Source organism: Gracilimonas sp. (assembly GCF_017641085.1).
Taxonomy (GTDB): domain Bacteria; phylum Bacteroidota; class Rhodothermia; order Balneolales; family Balneolaceae; genus Gracilimonas.
In genome coordinates this window covers 531,136-549,795 of sequence record NZ_JAEPPI010000002.1, presented here as the reverse complement: position 1 = coordinate 549,795, position 18,660 = coordinate 531,136, and the positions used below count along the sequence as shown (strand labels likewise).

The window sequence follows — 18,660 nt, the reverse complement described above, 5'->3', positions numbered from 1 at the left end:
TGGAGCTTATAGAAAAAGGGATTCTTTAGCTCTTTTAACAGAACTAGGATATATAATATTTCTAACAACAGAGCCTAAATTATAGTGAGAGGCTTTATTTCTCACGATAGTTCAAGTCTTTATCTTTCTTTTAAATTTAATAAGGTGATTATAAAGCCTGGCAAAACAGAACTTTCTTTTTCCTTCCCTTGACCCGCTTTAGTATAAACAAGAATCTGCCGTTAATGATCATTAAAGTGTATTTTAACCTATTAAAGTGAAGAATATTCTTTTCTTCTGGGCGTACATATGTAAACCATTGCCTTGTAATTTCTTAAAGGGGCAATGGTTTTTTTATGATTATCAATTCTTCATCAAATTGAGTATTTGGGGTAACGATGGGTAACATAATTTTTTACTTCAAATTTTAAGTTTTGTTCATTTAGACAGAATCAATTATTATCTGAGTGCAATACCTATCTATAATGTAAATAGAGGTTTTAGTGGGACAATATTCAAGTGATACAGACTCGATAAAGTTTTATCAGAAACTTGATGCTTTTACAACGGTACTTGATATAATTGCTTTATTAATTGTGTCAATTTATGGAATTTTTACTCTGCAGGATATTCCGAAGACACATATTGATTTTATTGACGGAAATATAGCTTGGTTTTTCGATAATAAACTATGGATAACCCTTATAAGTATTTCAGTAATAGTTTTAAAAAAAGCTTTTTACAGATACTTCTTAATAAAAAAACAACCGTCAGATTTCCGAAAAGCAATAATGGAAGAGCTTCTGGAAGATAAATTTGACAACAATAGGGATATGCGTGTCACGTTATTTGCAGACATTGGCAGGATAAAACCTTACTGGTACTATTGTAAGGGATTTATATATTATGTATATAGCAAAATAGGGACAGCGTTTTTCAATTGGTTTGGAGATCCAAATGTAAAGTTTCCTCAAAAAGGGCGATACATTAAGGTTATTCAAAGAGCTGGTTGGGAAATTAAGGACTCAGATACTAAATTTTTTTATACTCCTAATACCATAGACAACTGTGAAGGGATAGCGGCAAGGGTTATACAAAATTACGAAAGTATTCAAATAACCTCGCTTCCAAAAATTAACGACATTGATTTAAATAAAATAAATCTAAATGATCAAAATGATCCTGAAGCCGTAAAGGTTAGAGAATACATGGATAAGTCATACATATCTGATATAAACACATTAAAACGTCTTAATTCTCGTTCTATACATTTTAAAGCAGATGCTATATACGGCAAAACTGGACCAGTCGGAGTATTAATAATTGATTGCATTAAAGGGATCAATCCTTTTACGGATTTAGAGTCAGATGAATTAAATCCATACCTAAATCTAATCGGGTCAACTTATGGAGGAAATATTTATGAATGAGACAATTGATATTACAAAAAATGAGATGCCTTCTATCAAGAATACGGCTGATCAAAAAACGAATGTCTCTTATGCGCTAATTCCTAAGGAAGCAATTATAAAATCGCATAACGGCGGAAGGTTTATAAAATTTAAATACCCAATAAGTGAAGACGATATTGTAACAGAGAAGTTTGAAAATGAAGGAATTGATTATTTTTTAGAAAAGAGTACAAAAAAAATTATTGGTATAGATTTTAAGAAGTTTACCGTTGATAAAAGACATTTCGATGACTTTGATAAAACAATCAGATATTTAAGAGCGAAACAATTCAGAAACTCAGTTAAGGGTAATTATAATTTTATAAGAGAGATTATACACACTCTATTTGAGGAAAATGAGCCTTGGATAGGGAAAAAAATGTAATGAAACTGAGTATCAATCAGCAGGATTTAATTCTTCGTAGTCGGCAAACAAATCTTTCATTTCCCTCCCCTTCACCCACTTAAACAAAAAATAGGATCTGCCTTTAATCATCAATAAAGTGCGTTTTAAGGCAATAGTGTGAAGACTTGTGCTTTCTTCCGGGCGTACTTTTATTTATATGCTTTTCCTTCTATTCTACAATTTTCCCACACCTATTATTAAAGGTTTCTAATATTATTATATTACTTAAAGTGTAATAACCCTCTTTAGGTTTTATAAAAGCTTTAACAACCTAATCCACATCAACTTTGTGTGGTTAATTAACCCTGTAAATAATGGGAAGTAACTTTACGGAACTTGAGCGTTCAGAGAATTCAACGTTGAATCTCGCGATGAAATTAATTCACGAGATCACCCAACTCAATGATTATGAGCTTTCGGTTTCTGACCTCATTCGCAACGCTTCTCATCTTATATCTAAATTCTGGCCTGAACAGGCAGGCGTTTTAGTAAGCGTAAGTTTTGATGACATTTCTCATCATTCAGGGCACGAATCCTCAAACACTGAATTTTATAAAACCGGTTATGAAGCAGGCGGGCTTCCTGTGGTGGTTTCAGTTTCTGCGGAGAGCGACCATCACTTCAATGAAGATGATACCTATTTCATTGAGACTGCATGCATGCTTGTAGCATCAAAAATAGACCGTATTCTATCGAAACAGAGAATACAGGAAGAGCAGGAGCTCATTGATAAGGCTTACCAACTCGCTCACATTGGTACCTGGGAATATGATATGATTAACCATGAGCTACACTGGTCCGATATCACCAAACAAGTTCATGGTTTTGAAGCGGATTACCACCCCGATGTAGAAAGTACGATTCAATTGTTTAAGGAAGGTTACCATCGCGAAACCTTTGCCAAAGCCGCCTATGACGCTATTGAACATGAGATCCCATTTGATGTTGAATTAAAAATTATAAGCGGCAAAGGTGATGAACGATGGATAAGAGCTACCGGTGAGCCTGAATACGCTGACGGACAGTGTATCAGGTTTTATGGTATCAGCCAGAATGTAACGGGGCGCAGAAAAGCCGAGGAAGATCTTGAACTTAATGAGAGAAGGTTTAAAGCTTTAGTACAAAACGGGATGGATATGATTGCCATCCTTGATGAAGAAGGCAACTATACGTACGCCAGTCCGGCATCAAAGAACGTACTAAATCTTCCTCCGGAATACTTCATGGATAAAAATGCATTCGACCTTATCCATCAAGATGATAAAGACAGACTCTACACATTATTTACTTCTCTATCTAACAACGAAACAGTTCAGATTAACCCTTTTCGTTTTTTGAATAATGAGAAACAATGGAGGTGGCTGGAAGGCACGATCACAAACCTTAGCAATGACCCTGCTGTTAAGGGATACGTTGTGAATACCAGGGATATAACGGAACGGCAGATTAAACACGAGCAAATTCTGGATTCGCTCAGGGAAAAGGAAACCCTGCTTTCAGAAATCCACCATCGTATTAAGAACAACCTTTCCGTCTTAGTCACCATGCTTCATTTACAAGCTTCTGATGAACAGAATGAAGCTGTTTTAGACCGGTTACTTGACAGCATAGCCAGAATCCATACCATGGCCAGCATTCATGAACAACTTTACCAAACCAAAAACTATGCGGCCTTAGATTTTAGTGAACGCCTTAAGCTTCTGGCTCAAACAATTAAAAAAACATTACAGACAGATGTTGAGGTTGAATTAGTGTTTAATTGTCAACCACTCTCCATCCCCGTTGAGTATGCTTTAACTTGTTCGTTAGTTGTTAATGAAGTACTTACTAATGTTTTCAAACATGCTTTCAGTGGCATGGAGAAGGGCCGTGTGAATTTGGATTTAAACCCTGAAGCAGCCGAGGATAAACCTCACCTTAAAATTTCAGATAATGGTGTCGGGTTACCCAGTAATTTCAATCCCACTGAAAGTGACTCATTAGGACTGTCACTAATAGATATGTTATCTGAACAAATAGCCGAAGACTATTCTTTTAGCTCTTCAGATAAAGGCACCGTTTTTACTCTTACCTTTAGCAAAGAGGTGCTGGAGTCGGATTAATTATTTTCGCCTTAAAGCATTCACTTACAATCTCGGGTTCACCACATTGTTGTAAATAGAACCAAAGCTTAGCTCCAGGCCAAAGCTGAGTTCATAAGAATAGGAGGTTGCCCGTTCTCGCAGGTTCAGCAGCTGCTCCTGTTCGGTAATACCTCCGGCCGGGATAGAAAGTTGATTGTTAATCCAGTCATATTCTCCCCTGAAATAGACCGACAAGCCACGAAAAATTCTGAAGTCCAGTTGCAGATCGGTTCCTATCCTGTTTTTGGTAAAATCATGCAGAAATGCGGAGCCAACAATCCGGGCCTCAAATTCACCCCAGGGTTGCGTAAACCTGATTTGGGAACTTAGTTGTTGCTGTAATAATTTCTCAGAGGTTTTACCGTACACCGTTACTTCATTGTAATCATAATACCCACCTGTAAAGCGATACATAAAAGTAATTTCCCGTTTGGTAAATTCGCTGTACGGGAATACGCTGTACTCTATCGCCGGACTTCCTTCCAGTAATAAATCATAGTTACTTCTTGTAGAATGGCGAGCTTGTGATGAAATACCGGCCGACCAATGGTCTCCCAGGCTTTTAACTACTAGTGCTTCGGCGTCTCTGCTTTCGCGGGTAAAGGTGTCGGTTTCTCCGTCATCTTCAAACGTTTGCTTTTCGTAGTACTGCTGTACCTCAAGCTCAAACTTCCATTCCGGAGTTACCCTTTCTGCACTTAGCCGACCGTTTAGCGAAAATTCATTTTCAGACTTCTCTCCTTCCAGATCCGTATCGGCGTTTATATCAAACACCCAAAAGTTCCAGTCATCTCTTTGCTCTTGTTGTTTTCCTTCATTTGCAGCGTCGAAATCAATAATTAACCGTTGGGCTACCGGCCGATCTTTTAAGTAAGGAAATAAACCCAATTTAATGTACTGGTTTAATCCATTTCTCCTTTCATCCTCGGTATCCGATTCCGGAGAATAGAATATCATTACATCGTTTACCCCTGAAAAGTCATTTTCTCCAATAAACTCAAGCGTATATTCCTGCCCCTCGCTTCCGGTTTGTTGACGGGTGATCAACAAATGCACATCTGCATCTTCATTTGTACGAACGTAATTAACGAACTGAATTTCATCACGGACAAAACTCTCATCACATGTTCTTCGGCAATCCAAAAATACATTGATGGTTGATGTTGAATCCTGAGCCGTTACAGATCCGGGATATATAAAACCGGCCAGCAGCAACAAATACGTTAGTTTCTTTTTCATTTGATGGAATAAATTAACGTTGGTTTTAATCTTGGAAGCATGATTAAGGTAAACAGAGGGTACTGCCTTTTCTGTAATTCTTTATTAAAAAGAGCCTTTTTGCTTACATGACAGTGGACTAACCCACTTGCCGGCCGGTTCATTCAGTCTATGAAAGTCAAATATCAGGGCAATAGGAACTTTCTATTTCCGTGGTGAGTTATATGTGCATACATTTAGTTCAACATTAAACTATTTAATACTAATCTAACTTATATTATTATGGCAACCTGGAATATTGACCCTACTCATTCAGAGATACAGTTTAAAGTGAAGCACCTGGTTATTTCGACCGTAACCGGAAATTTCAAAAGCTTTAACGGAGCGTTAGAGACGGAAGGCGACTCTTTCGAGAATGCATCTGTTACCTTTGAAGCTGACATCGACAGCATTACCACCAACAATGAAGACAGAGATGCTCACCTCAAGTCTGACGACTTCTTCAACGCCAAAGAATTTCCAAAGCTCAAGTTTGAGTCCACTTCATTCAAAAACACCGGTGAGGATACGTACGAATTGACCGGAAACTTAACCATCCGAGACATCACCAAAGAAGTGACCCTGAACGCTGAGCACGGCGGAACTGTGGACGATCCCTACGGACAAACCAAAGCCGGGTTTGAAATTAATGGCTCCATCAACCGAAAGGAATTCGGGCTTAAATGGAGTGCAGTAACCGAAGCCGGCAGCGTGGTTGTGGCTGATGAAGTTAAGTTGCACCTGAATGTACAGGTCGTAGAAAGTGAACCCGTGGAAGCATAGGCTCGCTTAGTTATTATTTATTTAGGTATAGAGGGCGGTCTTTGCTGAGGCCGCCTTTTTTTATGCAATCACGCGATGTACTTCTCCAGAAAGGCTTCTTTGTATGCCTTCCCAACCGGCAGGGAATGATTTCCCAATTTGATGAGGCTCCCTTCCAAATATTCAATTTTTGAAAGGGAAACCACATAGGATTTATGAACACGACTGAACAGCGATTCAGGCAGCTGGCTGTAAAAGTCCTTGAGTGTTTGATTGAAGGTGAGTTTCTTTTCGTTGGTGTGAACCGTGATGTAATCGCCCTGGCTTTCTGCAAACATAATATCATTCACCCCAACCCTGTATAACTTCCCATCCGCTTTGATGGTGATGACCTGACCGGCTGCTTGACTTATCTCCGTTTTATCCCACGCTTTATCCACTGCTTTCAAAAACCGCTCAAATGAAAACGGTTTAAGCAGGTAATCCACCACATCCAGTTCATACCCTTCCAGCGCATATTCTGAGTAAGCAGTGGTCAGAATTACCCGCGGTGCGTTATTCAGCGTTTTAAGAAACTCAATGCCGGACAAACGCGGCATATTGACGTCCAGAAACAGTAAGTCTACTTCCTTTTCCTTTACCACTTTCCGGGCCTCTAAGGCATTTTTACACGATTCTGTCAGCTGCAGTTCAGGAGTGTCGGCAATGTATTGTTCCAGAACGGATCGAGCGGCCGGTTCATCATCGATTATTACACAACGCATCATCCTGTCCCCAGTTTTAATGTAAGTTCATACAGGTTTTCCTGTTGGTTAATGTCGAGGCTGTAACTTCCACCGTAGGCGAGATCTAATCTTCTTTTGGCATTCTGAAGGCCGGTTCCTGAAGTCTTTTCCTCCTTATTTCCCTTTTCATAAACGGTGTTATTACAGTGCAGAATTAGTTCCTGTGCATCCTGTTTTATCTGAATAGATATCAGAGCTTCCTTATCCGTGAGGTCTGCATGTTTGAAACAGTTTTCAACAAAAATGATTAACAGCAGCGGGGCAATTTTCTTCCCAGAAAAATCACCCTCTGTGATAAAATGTACTTTTTCAGGCTCATTCAACCGCTCTTTATGTAAATCTACAAAGTGAGTAAGATATTCTATCTCTTCTTCCAGCAAAACCTGCTCCTGGTCCATCTTATCAACCACATGGCGTAGCATATCCGATAATTTCAGAATCAGCGCCGGCGCTTTATCGCTTTTTTTGAGGGCTTCACTGTAAATCGTATTCAACGAGTTAAATAAAAAGTGCGGATTTACCTGTGCCCTCAGGGCTTTCAATTCTGATACCCGTTTCTCGGATTCCAGCTCAGCAATTTTATTTCTGCTCCTCAATACCTCAAACCAACTTCTTCCGAACTCAAGCGTTGAACTTAAAATCAAATAAAGGACAGCGAAACCTGTTACCTCGATAAAGCCATAAACCCCGACCAAATAGTATCCGGGAAACAGCCAATCAGAAAGCAGCAAAAAAGAGAAATTATAAGCGGGGTATGCCATCCCTAATAATACTATAAGGGTTAGCCCGTACAACCAAAAGCGAGACTTAGCCAGGTAGTTCGGAATTAGAAGAAAGGCATGCAATGAAACGATGATAACCAAGGGAACATGGAACAGAAAGGTGTAAATAACATCGATGGTTCGGATGTCGCCTGTACGGCTGAACACTTCCAATCCGGCATAAAAAGAAACTGCCCAGAACACCAGGTACATAAGCAGTTTCTTATTAAACAGTTTACTGAACCGCATTTGGCACCCTTTTCAGTGTTAACGGCTCCTGGTAAGCATCTTCTTCTTCCCCATATTTCTCTACAAACTGTTGCAGTTCAGGGGTTGAAGCTGTGATTAATATCTCCGTAGAATCATCATAATCGGCTTGTACCACTTCGTGCTTTATACGAACACGGTTATTCAGAATTTGATCTTTGATCCAGCTGCTTTCAAGGTGCTCCATCACCAACTTCGAGTCCTGCACATCAATCCTCGAGAAAGTATTAATGTTAAACCTGTGAGTAATAACCGGGGAAGCAGACATCCCCAAATCAACATCAAAAAGCTTAAGATTAAGATAATAGTGGCCATTCAGCTTGCCCACCTTTCCTAAAAATAACACCGGTGTAATGTTAGGTTCATCAGTCTCCTCAAATAAAATCAGGTATGCGTTCATTTTTAGCGAGTCTTCATCTCCGGGATCAAAACTTATATCTTCATCAGGATATTTCCGAATCAACTCCGCGAGCATTTTCGGGTTATTATCTGAAGCGAATGTCCACCGCTGATCTCCATTTTCAAAAGTACCATCCAATCCTTCTAACAGGATGGCTTCTTCAGCTGTAAATAAGGGGTGAACCGATTTCAGAAAACATCCGGACAGGCTGAGCACCACCAACGGAAGGATCAAAACTTTAGTTATCGTCTTTTTCATAATTTCAGTGATTAATTAAGATTGCACACCAAAGAAATAAAGCTTTTAACCGGCATTTAAATTTATTCGATGAACGCACATGATATCTCGATGAACGTTTTGTTTGCTGTGGTTTTTTATCTGCTAAAATAGGTAAATGAAACAAACGGCACTTTAAAATGGAATTTATGTGAGTTATAATCCCTCTTAAATCTAACTAACTACCTGTTATGAAAAACATTTTCTTTGCTCTTCTTTCACTATTAGTACTTAGCAGCTGTACACAACCTCAGAACACTAATGCTCCTCAACCTGAACAAAAAGAGTGGGCTATCGCTTTACATGGCGGGGCGGGATATGTTTCTAAAGATATGCCCGAAGACCGCAAGCAAGCTTACATGGAATCCCTGGAGGAGGCGCTGAACATCGGTGCCGAAATTTTGGAGAATGGTGGCTCAGCCCTCGATGCTATTGAGAAAACGGTTAACTACCTGGAAGACAACGAATTGTATAATGCCGGAAAAGGTGCCGTTTTCACCTCGGAAGGAAAGAATGAGCTGGACGCCGCAATCATGGACGGCGCAACACTGAATGCCGGAGCCATCACGGGAGTTACAACGGTTAAAAACCCGGTTTCACTGGCTCGCAAAGTAATGACTGACTCCAAGCACGTATTCTTTTCTGCGGATGGAGCCGAAACCTTCGCCGATGAAACAGATGTGGAACGTGTAAACCCCGAGTATTTCTACACTGAGCGCCGCCTACAGTCTCTGAAAAGAGCCCAAGCCGCCGAGCAGGAATCGAACCTGATTGAAACCAACCAACAAAAAGCATGGAAATACGGTACCGTTGGCGCTGTTGCCCTTGACAAAAACGGTAAACTTGCGGCCGCAACCTCTACCGGCGGCATGACTAATAAAAAGTATGGGCGTGTAGGTGATGTTCCTATCATCGGGTCCGGAACCTATGCAAACGACCTTGTTGCCGTTTCTGCTACCGGATGGGGAGAAAAGATTATGCTGAATGTATCGGCACACACATTGGCGGCCTACATGGAATTTAAAAATGCCACATTACAGCAATCTATGGATTACCTGGTGGATGATGTACTTGAACCGGGTGATGCGGGCTTCATTGCCGTTGATAAGTATGGGAATTTCTCCATGAAAACGAATACCGGGTCTATGTTCCGTGCGGCAACCGATTCGGACGGAAATAAAGAGGTAGGAATCTGGGAATAATTTCAAATAAACATCGTAGAGACATAAGATTTTTTGTCTCTACTTTTTTTGGAAATTATTCTAACCCGAGGCGAAATTGGTCGCGCAGCTCTTGGATATAGATTCCGATATCATTTCTCAGTTCAAACAATACGGAATGAAATTCCAGGTACTCTTTTTTTGCGAAGAGTGATTTCTTTTTAAGAGACTGTAATAATTCAAGGGCATGATTCGCACTGGCCAGCGCCTTTTTGGAGTATGCGATATTGGCCCCAATGTATTCCGGTTCAAAGCCAAAGGAATGTCCGCCGGCAAGCTTGGCGCCAATTTTTAGGCTTTCATCCACAAAATCCTGGAAATCTTTTGACTGCTGTTTTACAGGAACTGTTTCTGCCCACTTAAGGATGTCAACGGCAAACTCTTTAGCTTCATAGAAAGCATCCAGATCTTCGAGTGAGCCGTAATCGGTGTACATGTACTGGTCGCTCAGACTTTTCCATTCTTCACCTTCGTCAAATTCATCGAAATCTTCATCGGCTTGATCCATAAAGCCGTCTTCATTCAGGCCAAACAGGAAGTCTTCGTCATCCCAGTCATCATCCTCGTCGTCCCAATCATCTTCGTCTTCCGGAAAATAGGCCTCGTCCATAAGCAACTCTTCCTCGACATACGCTTCGAATGCGTCGTCTTCATTCTGGCTTTCCTGAAGCAAGGTCAGCCACCTTGGTATATTCCCTTTGGGGTCAGAGGCGATAAACTTGCGTAGCTGTTCGCTCTTTTTCTCTACTTCATTTAAGTGAGCTTCCCACTTGAATTCGTCCCACTGTTCGTCATCGAATCCATCAAAATGCTGGTGCATATAGGCAGGCTATTGGTTGCTGTTTATTATAAAAAAGGAATTGTCGGTAGTAATGCAATACTTTGTGGAAAAGTAACGCTTTTTGTGGATAAAAAGTTGTTATAACCGCTCCAAAACATTAATAATTACCTGTGTCATTTTAGGCTCGGCCATTGCTGCTGCCGCCAGTACATCTTCAATATCCACCGGCTCTAAGGCATCCGGGAAGCACTCGTCTGTAATTACTGAAATACCAAGTACATCCATTCCCATGTGAACAGCAGAAATCACTTCAGGAACCGTACTCATTCCCACTACATCTGCACCCAGCTGGCGCATATAGCGGTACTCAGCTTTGGTTTCCAGCATAGGCCCGGTCACGGCAAGGTACACTCCCTGATGCATCTTGATGGAGTTTTCGAGGGCTACATTCTCCGCCAGTTCCAGCAGACGTTCGGTATAAGGCTCGCTCATATCCGGAAAGCGTGGACCGAGTTCATCATCATTGGGGCCGATAAGAGGATTATCCCCCAAGAAGTTGATGTGATCCTTAATCAGCATAATATCACCCCGACTGAAATTTGGATTCAGTCCGCCACAAGCATTACTTACAAACAGCGACTGAGCTCCGATGGCTTTGGCTACCCGCACAGGGAAAGCAATCTGCTGCATGGTGTAACCTTCGTAATAGTGAAAGCGCCCCTGCATGGCTACCACATCTTTTCCGCCAAGGCGTCCAAAAATCAGCTTACCGGCGTGGCTTTCTACAGTTGAAACCGGGAAGTGAGGGATGTCGGCATAACTGATTACATGCTCGGTATCTATTTCATCGGCAAGTTGACCGAGGCCGGTTCCCAGAATAAGTAAATACTCCGGCTGGAATTCTGTTTCTCCCTTAATAAACTGAACTGCTTCGTCTCTTTTGTTGCGAAATTCCTCAACCGTATCGTATTTCATAGAATATAATTAGGTGGTGCTGTTGATTAAATACAGATGTGCAAAAATACGATAACCGCTAATCTATTTCATCAAGAATGTCATCAAGACGGTCGCTGCCGGGAGGGAATGCGTGATCTTCTTCTTCCTCATCTTCATTGCCTTTGCCGGCTGAATTCAAACCACCCGATTCATTTTCTTCATCAAGCATAAACTTCGTAGGCCGGGTTGGGTTTTCCAGCGATTCTTCTAAGCGCTCTTCTTTGGGAAGCTGAAACACTTCCATTTCATCTTTACTGAATTGCTCCACGGACTTCTTGGCGTTCTCGAGATAAGATGAAATGCCATTGATAATTTCTTCCCGGCGATCCAGCAACCTTAAAATGCTTTGGCGAATTTGCTGCCGGTTGTGGTTGGCTTCTTTGATGATGGCATCGGCTTCCATCTCGGCTTTTTCCAGGGTGTTCTTTGCCTCCTGCTTAGCACCGGATACCTTTTGCTCCATCGACTCTTTGGCGGTCTGCAGCGTTTCGTGAAGCGCATCTTCCACCCGTTCGTAGTGTTTCACCCTTTCCGTCAGCTTGTCAATTTGCTGCTCAAGCTCTTTGTTCTTGTTAATCAGGTGTTCAAATTCATTAGATACCAGCGTTAGAAAAGCCTGCACATCTGCCGTATCGTACCCTCGAAGTCCCTTTTCAAAAGTTTGTTGTTTTATTTCAAGCGGAGTGAGTTTCATAACCAAATGTTTTTCGTGGACCTTAAAGCTTAATAAAAATACTATTTATTCATTTAACATGTTCCGCAGATTTCCGTCATCATCTTTTTCTTTTTTTGATGATGAACGCACTTCCTCTTCTTCTATTTCAATTTCCGGCATCGACTTTTCACTGTCGTCCACCAGGTATCGCTCCTCTTCAATATCCGAAACTATTTCTTCGAGATTAGAAAGCCGGCGCTCCGTATTCTTTTTAAACTCTCCCAATGCCTTAAAAAACTGTGGATTAATCTCACTGCTTCCACCACTGTCTTTATCAATTTTAGCCTTTATGAGCTTATAAATCCCCGTCAAAACAAGCCCCACCAGCCCGGTTCCAAATACGATAGCAACGATGGATATAACCATTATTTCAAAAGGCATACTTGCTCCTGTTGTTAAGCTCTTGTTTTACGTTTTGAGCCGGTATTATCGGAATTTTGCCCTTCAACTTCATCATCAATTTCAATGTCGCTTAACGAGTTTGCCGGCTCTCCGGATGACTTCCTTTCTTCTTCAGTCACAATCGCTTCCAGGTTTTCAATTCTGGATTTAAGGCTATGAACGATCTTTCTCATCTCATTCAGCTCGCGGGAACTGCCCATCCGCTTTTCTTCCATTTCCAGTTCTTTTTCTTTGTATGCATACACCAGCCCGCCAATTATGGCGATCATAGGAATCAATGCAAACCATGGTAATCCAAATAACATAATGCCCTCAATGTTTTGTTTAGTAGTTCAAATATAGCTGAAAATTACTACGCGTCAAGCTAATCATAGTTGCGCTCGCCGAAGATTGCACTACCGATTCGCACCATAGTTGCCCCTTCCTGAATAGCCACTTCCATGTCGTTGGTCATACCCATAGATAGGTGCTCCAGGTTCACACTTCCTTCGTTGTATTTCTGGTGGGAATCGAACAGCTCTTTCAGCAGCTTAAACTCTGAGCGAACGTCTTCCGGGTCATCCACAAAAGTTGCCATTCCCATCAGCCCCCGAACTATAACGTGATCGTAATTCTGAGCTGATTCTAATATTTTTGCCAAGTCCTCCGGTTCACACCCGCCCTTTTGTTTCTCCCCGCTGATGTTCACCTGAATCAAAGCGTTTACTACCCGGTTGGCTTTGCCGGCTCTCTTCTCAATTTCTTTCAAATACTTTGCCTTCTCTACAGAATGAATCCAGTTTACCCGGTCTGCAATATATTTGATTTTATTGGTCTGAATGTTTCCGATGAAATGCCAAACCACATCCGGGAGCTCAATTTCAGCCATCTTATCCTCAAGCTCTTTCATCCGGTTTTCCCCGAACTGCAGTTGCCCGGCGGTAACGGCTTCTAAAATATCCTCATTTGGCTTGGTTTTACTTACCGCAACAAGGGTAATCTCTTTGGGATCTCTGCCGGCGTCTGTTGCAGCCTTTTCAATTTTTTGTTGAATTGATTTAAGATTTTGGGCGATATCTTGGTCACTCATTGCAAAAAATGTTCTTTTTTAGCTCTTCAATGTAATTAACCATAAGATAAGCTTTTATCATTCATCAATAAGCCTTATTTTTGGAAGCTCTAAGGTTATCGTAATTAATGGTTACTGATTTATTGAACGTATTCAAACTCATACTTTTCATACATCATCCGTCCAGAAGGTCGTCGGGTTTCAAAGTGCAAGGAGATAGATAGCATGTCAACCCGAATCCGGCAAATATCTACTTTCCTCAATCAGTGGGCTCCTCCCAAAGTAAAAATGGATTATGATAATGTCGGATTACTCGTAGGAGATCCGAATGCGCAGGTAACCTCTATTCTCACCTGCCTTGACGTAACCGACAGCGTGGTAGCTGAAGCCATCGAAACCGGATGCGAACTTATTGTAGCTCATCACCCGCTTATTTTTAGCAAGATTGGAAGTATCAATCCCACCGATGAGCAGGGACGCATAATTTACAAGCTTATCAAGAACGATATTGGATTGCTTGTCGCTCACACCAACTTAGATGCCGCGCTCGATGGCGTATCTTTTGTGCTCGCTAATATGCTGGGGCTCGACAACCTTAAGTTTCTTGACAAGAATTATTCCATCAGCCGAAAGATTCGCCTCATCACCTCTCATAAAGACAGTGACGCTGTACTGAAGTTGCTGAATTATCACTCTGCGGAAGAGGCTCACCACTTTGATGTAAACAGCCGAGAAGACGGGCTGAAGTGTTTTGAAGCCATCATTGACCAACATAACGTGTCTGTCCTGAAAAAAGCCCTGAACAAAGAAGGGATGCTTAAAGAGGGAAGTTTCCAGGTGATAGACCTTGCTTCAACCTCTCAGAATTTTGGGATGGGAGTTTTAGGAGAATATCCCGAAGAAGGAATTGGTAAAAATGAATTTTTGCACCTGGTATCGAAAGCATTGAATGTAAAAGCAATTCGATATTCCGGTGATGTTGACCGAATTAAAAGCGTGGCCGTATGTGGCGGGTCCGGCGTATTTTTGAAGAACAAAGCCATTGCAGCCGGAGCCCAGGCTCTGGTAACCGCCGACATTAAGTACCATGATTATTTCACTGAAGCCGATGACTTCCTGCTATTGGATGTCGGCCATTATGAAAGTGAATTTCCTGTTGCTGAAGCCCTGAAAAACGAGCTGTCCGAAGCCTTTGAAGAACTTACTGTTTCTGTAACCCGAACCGTAACGAACCCGATGCAGGTATATGTGTCGGAGCCTGAACCGAAAACTATTCAACCAAGCTGAAACTCACTCCATGAACGAAGTATTACAAAAATTAGCCAACCTCCAATACATTGACAGTCGCATTGACGAGCTGAAACAGCTTCGGGGAGATCTTCCGGAAGAAGTGCTGGATCTGGAGACAGACATCGCCCGAAAGCAAGCGAAGCTCAATAACCTCGAAGAAGAAGATCAAAACCTCACGGTCGAGTACGATAACCTTAAGCTTGATCTGCAAAGCTCTGAAGAGAAAATTCAGAAATACGAAGATCAGCAATTGAGCGTACGTAATAACCGTGAGTATGATGCTCTGACCAAAGAGATTGAAGCTCAGAAGCAGGTTATTGAGAATGCAGAATCACGACTCAAAGAGATCGAGAAGCGTAAGGAGGAAATTGGCCCGGAAATTGAAAAGGCCAAGGAAGAACTCGACGCTGCTCAAAAACTGTATGATGAAAAAAGCGAAAGCCTTGACGACGTTGTAAAATCAACCGAAGAGGAAGAGAAAAAGCTTTTGAATAAACGCGAAGAGGTAGAAGAAGAAATTGATGACCGCTATCTGCGAAGCTACAATCGCCTGCGAGATGGATTGAACAACGGTATGGCTGTTGTTGCGATGGATCGTGGTGCTGCTCTTGGAATGGCACTCCCTCCACAAACCCAGGTTGAAGTCCGCAGAAAAAATAAAATCATCATTGATGAAAACAGTGGACGTATTGTGGTAGATCAGTCATTCTTTGACAACGCTAAAGAAGAACTCTCTATCTGATAAGAACAGTTTTCGGATCAGCACATTGTTTAAAAAAGGGAAGTCGAGCACTTCCCTTTTTTGTTTCTGCTTCTCTGGGTAGTTCTGAATTTAGAAAATGCCTTGTTCAAGCAAATCTATCACCGTAGGGGCAATTCATGAATTACCCCTACGGTGATAGGAAACGGTTTACAGGAGCTGTTCTCAGTTCAATACTATTCAAAAAAAGCCTATCTTTAGTTTACAGGAAAGCCGGGTAATCGCTTGGTACAATTATGTGCCGGGAGGAAAGTCCGGACACCAACAAGTACCGCGCTCCCCGATTCGGTTCAGCCGGCGAAGGGGAGGCTTCCCGTCAGGAATGGCGGGATGACAGACAGTGCAACAGAAAACAAACCGCTTCAGCGCGGAGCGCTGAGAAATTCCAAGCCACAAATTCCAATGACCAAATAGTAAATTAAACATTGGAATTTGATTTTTGGTGCTTGGAGTTTTCAACGCTCCGCGTTGGAGTCAGGGTGAAAAGGTGAGGTAAGAGCTCACCGCCCCAAAGGCAACAATGGGGGCACGGCAAACCTCGCGGGGTGCAAGTTCATGCAGATGGTATACGCCACTTGTCGTGACGCCATCGGGTGGAATGCGCCAGATAAATGATTACCCCCGACAGAATCCGGCTTACAGGCTTTCCTGTTGAATTTACATGAAAACCCTGCTCTTAGCTGAGAGTGGGGTTTTGTTTTATTGAGAAGTTTTCGATACTCTAAATTTAAAGTTGGGGAATAATGAATGAAATAAGATATACTAAAGACGGGCGGCTGGAGGATATTTTAGCTTTGATACAAGTACTTGCTTTGCATGAATTCTCCCATAGAAGTGATACCGGATTACAAAACGAGTTACCAGAAAAACCAAAATCAGCAAAAAATTGGTTAGAACTTGCAAACGAACATCGAGAATTTTTCAGGGTAGTTGAAGGAAAGTCTAACTCTATTTCATTAGTAGCGAGGCATCTATCAAAAGATGAAAAAAACAATAGACCCCCACTTTCACCAGAACAGACTCAAACGCTACTCAATACTGCCATAGAACTTCATGATCGGCAAATTAAAAGGGAGAGCAGATGGGCTATTCTAATTCCCATTTGGGTAGCGGTAATCGGAGGCATCATTAGCGTTATTAATTACTTTTCAAACTGATTTATTAAGATATGGACTGGTTACTTATAGCTATTACTATTCTTAGCCTTGCTTCAAGTATAGTAGCATGGATTGCTAAGATTAAGTGGAGCAATGAGTTTAAAGAAGCAAAGGAAGCTCAAATAACTTTTTTAAAAGAAAAAGTTCAACACTATAAAGAACTTTCTTCAAACCAACTGATCGAGTATTTCAAACAAACAAAAAGTGAATATGAGGAAAGCTTTAAAGAGCTTAAACTTAGATTAGAGAAAGAAAAATCGAAAAAATTACCCCCTCCCGCTGAAAGATCAGAAGAAGTTCAAAAACTCATTCAAGAAAGAACAATCTTATTTTCTGAAATGAATCGTCGAGTAAAGAATAATCTAGCTATTGTTTCAGGCCTATTACAACTTCAATCTTTTGACACAGAAAATAAAGAAGTTCAAAAACAATTAGAAGTAGCTGAAAAAAGAATATCAACGATCGCATTAGTCCACGAAGTATTGTATGAAACTGACTCTATAAATGAAGTTGATATAAATGTTTGCATTGAAGCCATTGCACACATGCGGTCATTAGAATTAAATCTAAATTTAAAAGAAAACAGCAATATTACTTTGACCGTCAATCAAGCAACACCTTTGCTGATTTTACTTAACGAACTCTTTTCTGAACTTTTTTACCTTGAAGTCAAGTTTTTAAATATTTCCTTAAAAAGAAGAAATGATCAATTTAGTGTCATTCTAAAAAATAAAGATATACCTACTCTAGAAGATATGAATTACTTATCTCAGGAACTAATTCAAGCAGTTACTGAACGGCTAAAAGGGGAAATTAGAAATGATGCAAATTGTCTACAAATAACCTTTCCAATTACTACATATTAATCTTGTAGTTCCCCTTCACATTGCGCTCTATCTGTCGCTTCACGTCTTTTTCTTTGATGGAGTCTCTCTTATCGTATTGCTTCTTACCTTTGGCTACGCCGATCAGCACTTTGGCGTTTCCTTTTTTGAAGTAGAGCTTTAGCGGCACAATGGTATAGCCCTTTTGTTCGGTTGCTTTTTCAAGCTCGCGGATTTCCCGCTTGTTGAGCAGTAATTTTCGGGGGCGGGTTTCATTGTGATTGTAATAGGAACCGTGCTCGTAGGGCTTAATGTACATATCCCGCAAATACACTTCACCATTCTGGATAAACGCAAAGGTATCAGCGAAACTGGCTTTGCCCTGGCGCAGCGATTTCACCTCGGTTCCCTTCAGAACCAACCCTGCTTCGTAAGTCTCCTCGATATGGTAATCGTGGCTGGCCTTTCGATTTTTTATGGTAGGTGTTGTTTTCTTATCGCTCATTGGACCACAGGTTAGTGTGATTACGCTGATTTAGCTGCTTTCTGACACGCCGGGCGTGCCTAAAAATTAAATTTCGAAGCCTAATTCTTTAAGCTTTTCCATGATTTCCGGCTCCGGACTGCGGTCAGGAAATGTTCGGTAGATGCCCAAAATTTGTTCGGTTTCAGCAATGGCTTTCTCATTATCCGGGTTGATTTCCAGTACGGCAATAAATTCACGCAGTGCATTATTCGCATTTTCCCGCATTTGCGAAGGGTCCGAATTATAGATCAGGTAAATACCGTGTTGCAGGTGCACATTTTCTTTCAGAGCCACTACTTCCGGGGAAGTCGGACGGCCATCCAGAATAGCCATAGCATCTTCGAACCTTGCTTCTTCCACCAAACTGTTTACCTGCTGCTCAAGCGTTTGTTGTTGTTCAGCTTTTTGTTCGGATTGATTACAGGCCGTTAAAAGCCCTGCTGTAAGGATTACAAAAAGTAAAGTTCTCATTGA

The 18,660-nt window shown here is 41.3% G+C and carries 21 protein-coding genes and 1 other RNA gene; 10 read left to right on the top strand and 12 right to left on the bottom strand.

Annotated elements, in window-relative coordinates; all coding sequences use genetic code 11:
- Positions 1–482: 482 nt before the first annotated feature.
- The 3 genes from JJ941_RS09470 to JJ941_RS09460 all read left to right on the top strand — a co-directional run bounded on the left by JJ941_RS09470 (position 483) and on the right by JJ941_RS09460 (position 3,938).
- Entirely contained in the window at positions 483–1,409 is a 927-nt protein-coding gene (locus JJ941_RS09470) for a hypothetical protein (protein ID WP_290964286.1), read from the top strand.
- Positions 1,402–1,815 (top strand): hypothetical protein, encoded by a 414-nt coding sequence (locus JJ941_RS09465; RefSeq protein ID WP_290964283.1) that lies wholly within the window; start codon positions 1,402–1,404, stop codon positions 1,813–1,815. Before JJ941_RS09470 ends, JJ941_RS09465 begins: the two co-directional genes overlap by 8 nt.
- A 392-nt stretch (positions 1,816–2,207) precedes the next feature.
- The gene (locus JJ941_RS09460; RefSeq protein ID WP_290964281.1) at positions 2,208–3,938 is read left to right on the top strand and encodes a histidine kinase dimerization/phosphoacceptor domain -containing protein; all 1,731 of its coding nucleotides are present in this window, start codon (positions 2,208–2,210) and stop codon (positions 3,936–3,938) included.
- 24 nt (positions 3,939–3,962) lie between these two features.
- On the opposite strand, the gene JJ941_RS09455 is transcribed toward JJ941_RS09460, so the two are convergent.
- Positions 3,963–5,198, bottom strand: a complete 1,236-nt coding sequence (locus JJ941_RS09455; RefSeq protein ID WP_290964278.1) for a hypothetical protein — start codon at positions 5,196–5,198, stop codon at positions 3,963–3,965.
- Between the two features lie 261 nt (positions 5,199–5,459).
- Between JJ941_RS09455 and JJ941_RS09450 the strand changes: the two genes are divergently transcribed.
- Positions 5,460–5,999, top strand: coding sequence for a YceI family protein (locus JJ941_RS09450; RefSeq protein WP_290964275.1), 540 nt, complete (start codon positions 5,460–5,462; stop codon positions 5,997–5,999).
- Between the two features lie 68 nt (positions 6,000–6,067).
- Here the strand turns inward: JJ941_RS09450 and JJ941_RS09445 are convergent, their stop codons facing one another.
- Genes JJ941_RS09445 through JJ941_RS09435 form a run of 3 tightly spaced genes read right to left on the bottom strand, consistent with a single transcriptional unit; the run spans position 6,068 to position 8,449 of the window.
- Positions 6,068–6,745: a LytTR family DNA-binding domain-containing protein gene (locus tag JJ941_RS09445; protein ID WP_290964274.1), complete on the bottom strand. Its 678-nt coding sequence runs from the start codon at positions 6,743–6,745 to the stop codon at positions 6,068–6,070.
- Positions 6,742–7,773, bottom strand: coding sequence for a sensor histidine kinase (locus tag JJ941_RS09440; RefSeq protein WP_290964271.1), 1,032 nt, complete (start codon positions 7,771–7,773; stop codon positions 6,742–6,744). Before JJ941_RS09440 ends, JJ941_RS09445 begins: the two co-directional genes overlap by 4 nt.
- Positions 7,760–8,449, bottom strand: coding sequence for a hypothetical protein (locus JJ941_RS09435; RefSeq protein WP_290964269.1), 690 nt, complete (start codon positions 8,447–8,449; stop codon positions 7,760–7,762). Before JJ941_RS09435 ends, JJ941_RS09440 begins: the two co-directional genes overlap by 14 nt.
- A 209-nt stretch (positions 8,450–8,658) precedes the next feature.
- Here JJ941_RS09435 and JJ941_RS09430 point away from each other — a divergent pair, with 209 nt between their 5' ends.
- Complete coding sequence (locus JJ941_RS09430; protein ID WP_290964267.1) at positions 8,659–9,669, top strand: isoaspartyl peptidase/L-asparaginase; 1,011 nt, start codon at positions 8,659–8,661, stop codon at positions 9,667–9,669.
- 55 nt (positions 9,670–9,724) lie between these two features.
- Here the strand turns inward: JJ941_RS09430 and JJ941_RS09425 are convergent, their stop codons facing one another.
- The 6 genes from JJ941_RS09425 to JJ941_RS09400 form a co-directional block, all read right to left on the bottom strand.
- Positions 9,725–10,507: a hypothetical protein gene (locus JJ941_RS09425; protein ID WP_290964264.1), complete on the bottom strand. Its 783-nt coding sequence runs from the start codon at positions 10,505–10,507 to the stop codon at positions 9,725–9,727.
- A gap of 99 nt (positions 10,508–10,606) precedes the next feature.
- Positions 10,607–11,443 (bottom strand): purine-nucleoside phosphorylase, encoded by an 837-nt coding sequence (locus JJ941_RS09420; RefSeq protein ID WP_290964261.1) that lies wholly within the window; start codon positions 11,441–11,443, stop codon positions 10,607–10,609.
- Positions 11,444–11,501: 58 nt separating this feature from the next.
- The gene (locus JJ941_RS09415; protein ID WP_290964258.1) at positions 11,502–12,158 is read right to left on the bottom strand and encodes a DivIVA domain-containing protein; all 657 of its coding nucleotides are present in this window, start codon (positions 12,156–12,158) and stop codon (positions 11,502–11,504) included.
- 45 nt (positions 12,159–12,203) lie between these two features.
- Positions 12,204–12,560, bottom strand: a complete 357-nt coding sequence (locus JJ941_RS09410; RefSeq protein WP_290964255.1) for a hypothetical protein — start codon at positions 12,558–12,560, stop codon at positions 12,204–12,206.
- A 14-nt stretch (positions 12,561–12,574) separates the two neighbouring features.
- Positions 12,575–12,886 carry a hypothetical protein gene (locus tag JJ941_RS09405; RefSeq protein WP_290964252.1) on the bottom strand — a complete coding sequence of 104 codons (312 nt, stop codon included), beginning with the start codon at positions 12,884–12,886 and terminating at the stop codon, positions 12,575–12,577.
- 59 nt (positions 12,887–12,945) lie between these two features.
- On the bottom strand, positions 12,946–13,650 hold the full coding sequence (locus tag JJ941_RS09400; protein ID WP_290964249.1) for a YggS family pyridoxal phosphate-dependent enzyme: 705 nt from the start codon (positions 13,648–13,650) through the stop codon (positions 12,946–12,948).
- A 204-nt stretch (positions 13,651–13,854) separates the two neighbouring features.
- Here JJ941_RS09400 and JJ941_RS09395 point away from each other — a divergent pair, with 204 nt between their 5' ends.
- From JJ941_RS09395 to JJ941_RS09375, 5 genes are all read left to right on the top strand, one after another.
- The gene (locus JJ941_RS09395; RefSeq protein WP_290964246.1) at positions 13,855–14,916 is read left to right on the top strand and encodes a Nif3-like dinuclear metal center hexameric protein; all 1,062 of its coding nucleotides are present in this window, start codon (positions 13,855–13,857) and stop codon (positions 14,914–14,916) included.
- A gap of 10 nt (positions 14,917–14,926) precedes the next feature.
- A complete protein-coding gene (locus JJ941_RS09390) occupies positions 14,927–15,661 on the top strand; it encodes a hypothetical protein (RefSeq protein ID WP_290964243.1) in 735 nt (244 codons plus the stop codon).
- A 223-nt stretch (positions 15,662–15,884) separates the two neighbouring features.
- Positions 15,885–16,334: RNase P RNA component class A (rnpB, locus tag JJ941_RS09385), an RNA gene on the top strand.
- Between the two features lie 88 nt (positions 16,335–16,422).
- Positions 16,423–16,836 carry a hypothetical protein gene (locus JJ941_RS09380; protein WP_290964240.1) on the top strand — a complete coding sequence of 138 codons (414 nt, stop codon included), beginning with the start codon at positions 16,423–16,425 and terminating at the stop codon, positions 16,834–16,836.
- Positions 16,837–16,847: 11 nt separating this feature from the next.
- Positions 16,848–17,702: a sensor histidine kinase gene (locus tag JJ941_RS09375; RefSeq protein WP_290964238.1), complete on the top strand. Its 855-nt coding sequence runs from the start codon at positions 16,848–16,850 to the stop codon at positions 17,700–17,702.
- On the opposite strand, the gene smpB is transcribed toward JJ941_RS09375, so the two are convergent.
- Together smpB and JJ941_RS09365 are read right to left on the bottom strand one after the other, a co-directional pair.
- Positions 17,692–18,165, bottom strand: a complete 474-nt coding sequence (gene smpB, locus JJ941_RS09370; RefSeq protein WP_255133955.1) for an SsrA-binding protein SmpB — start codon at positions 18,163–18,165, stop codon at positions 17,692–17,694. The genes JJ941_RS09375 and smpB overlap by 11 nt on opposite strands.
- A gap of 66 nt (positions 18,166–18,231) precedes the next feature.
- Positions 18,232–18,657 (bottom strand): hypothetical protein, encoded by a 426-nt coding sequence (locus JJ941_RS09365; RefSeq protein ID WP_290964234.1) that lies wholly within the window; start codon positions 18,655–18,657, stop codon positions 18,232–18,234.
- Positions 18,658–18,660: the final 3 nt, after the last annotated feature.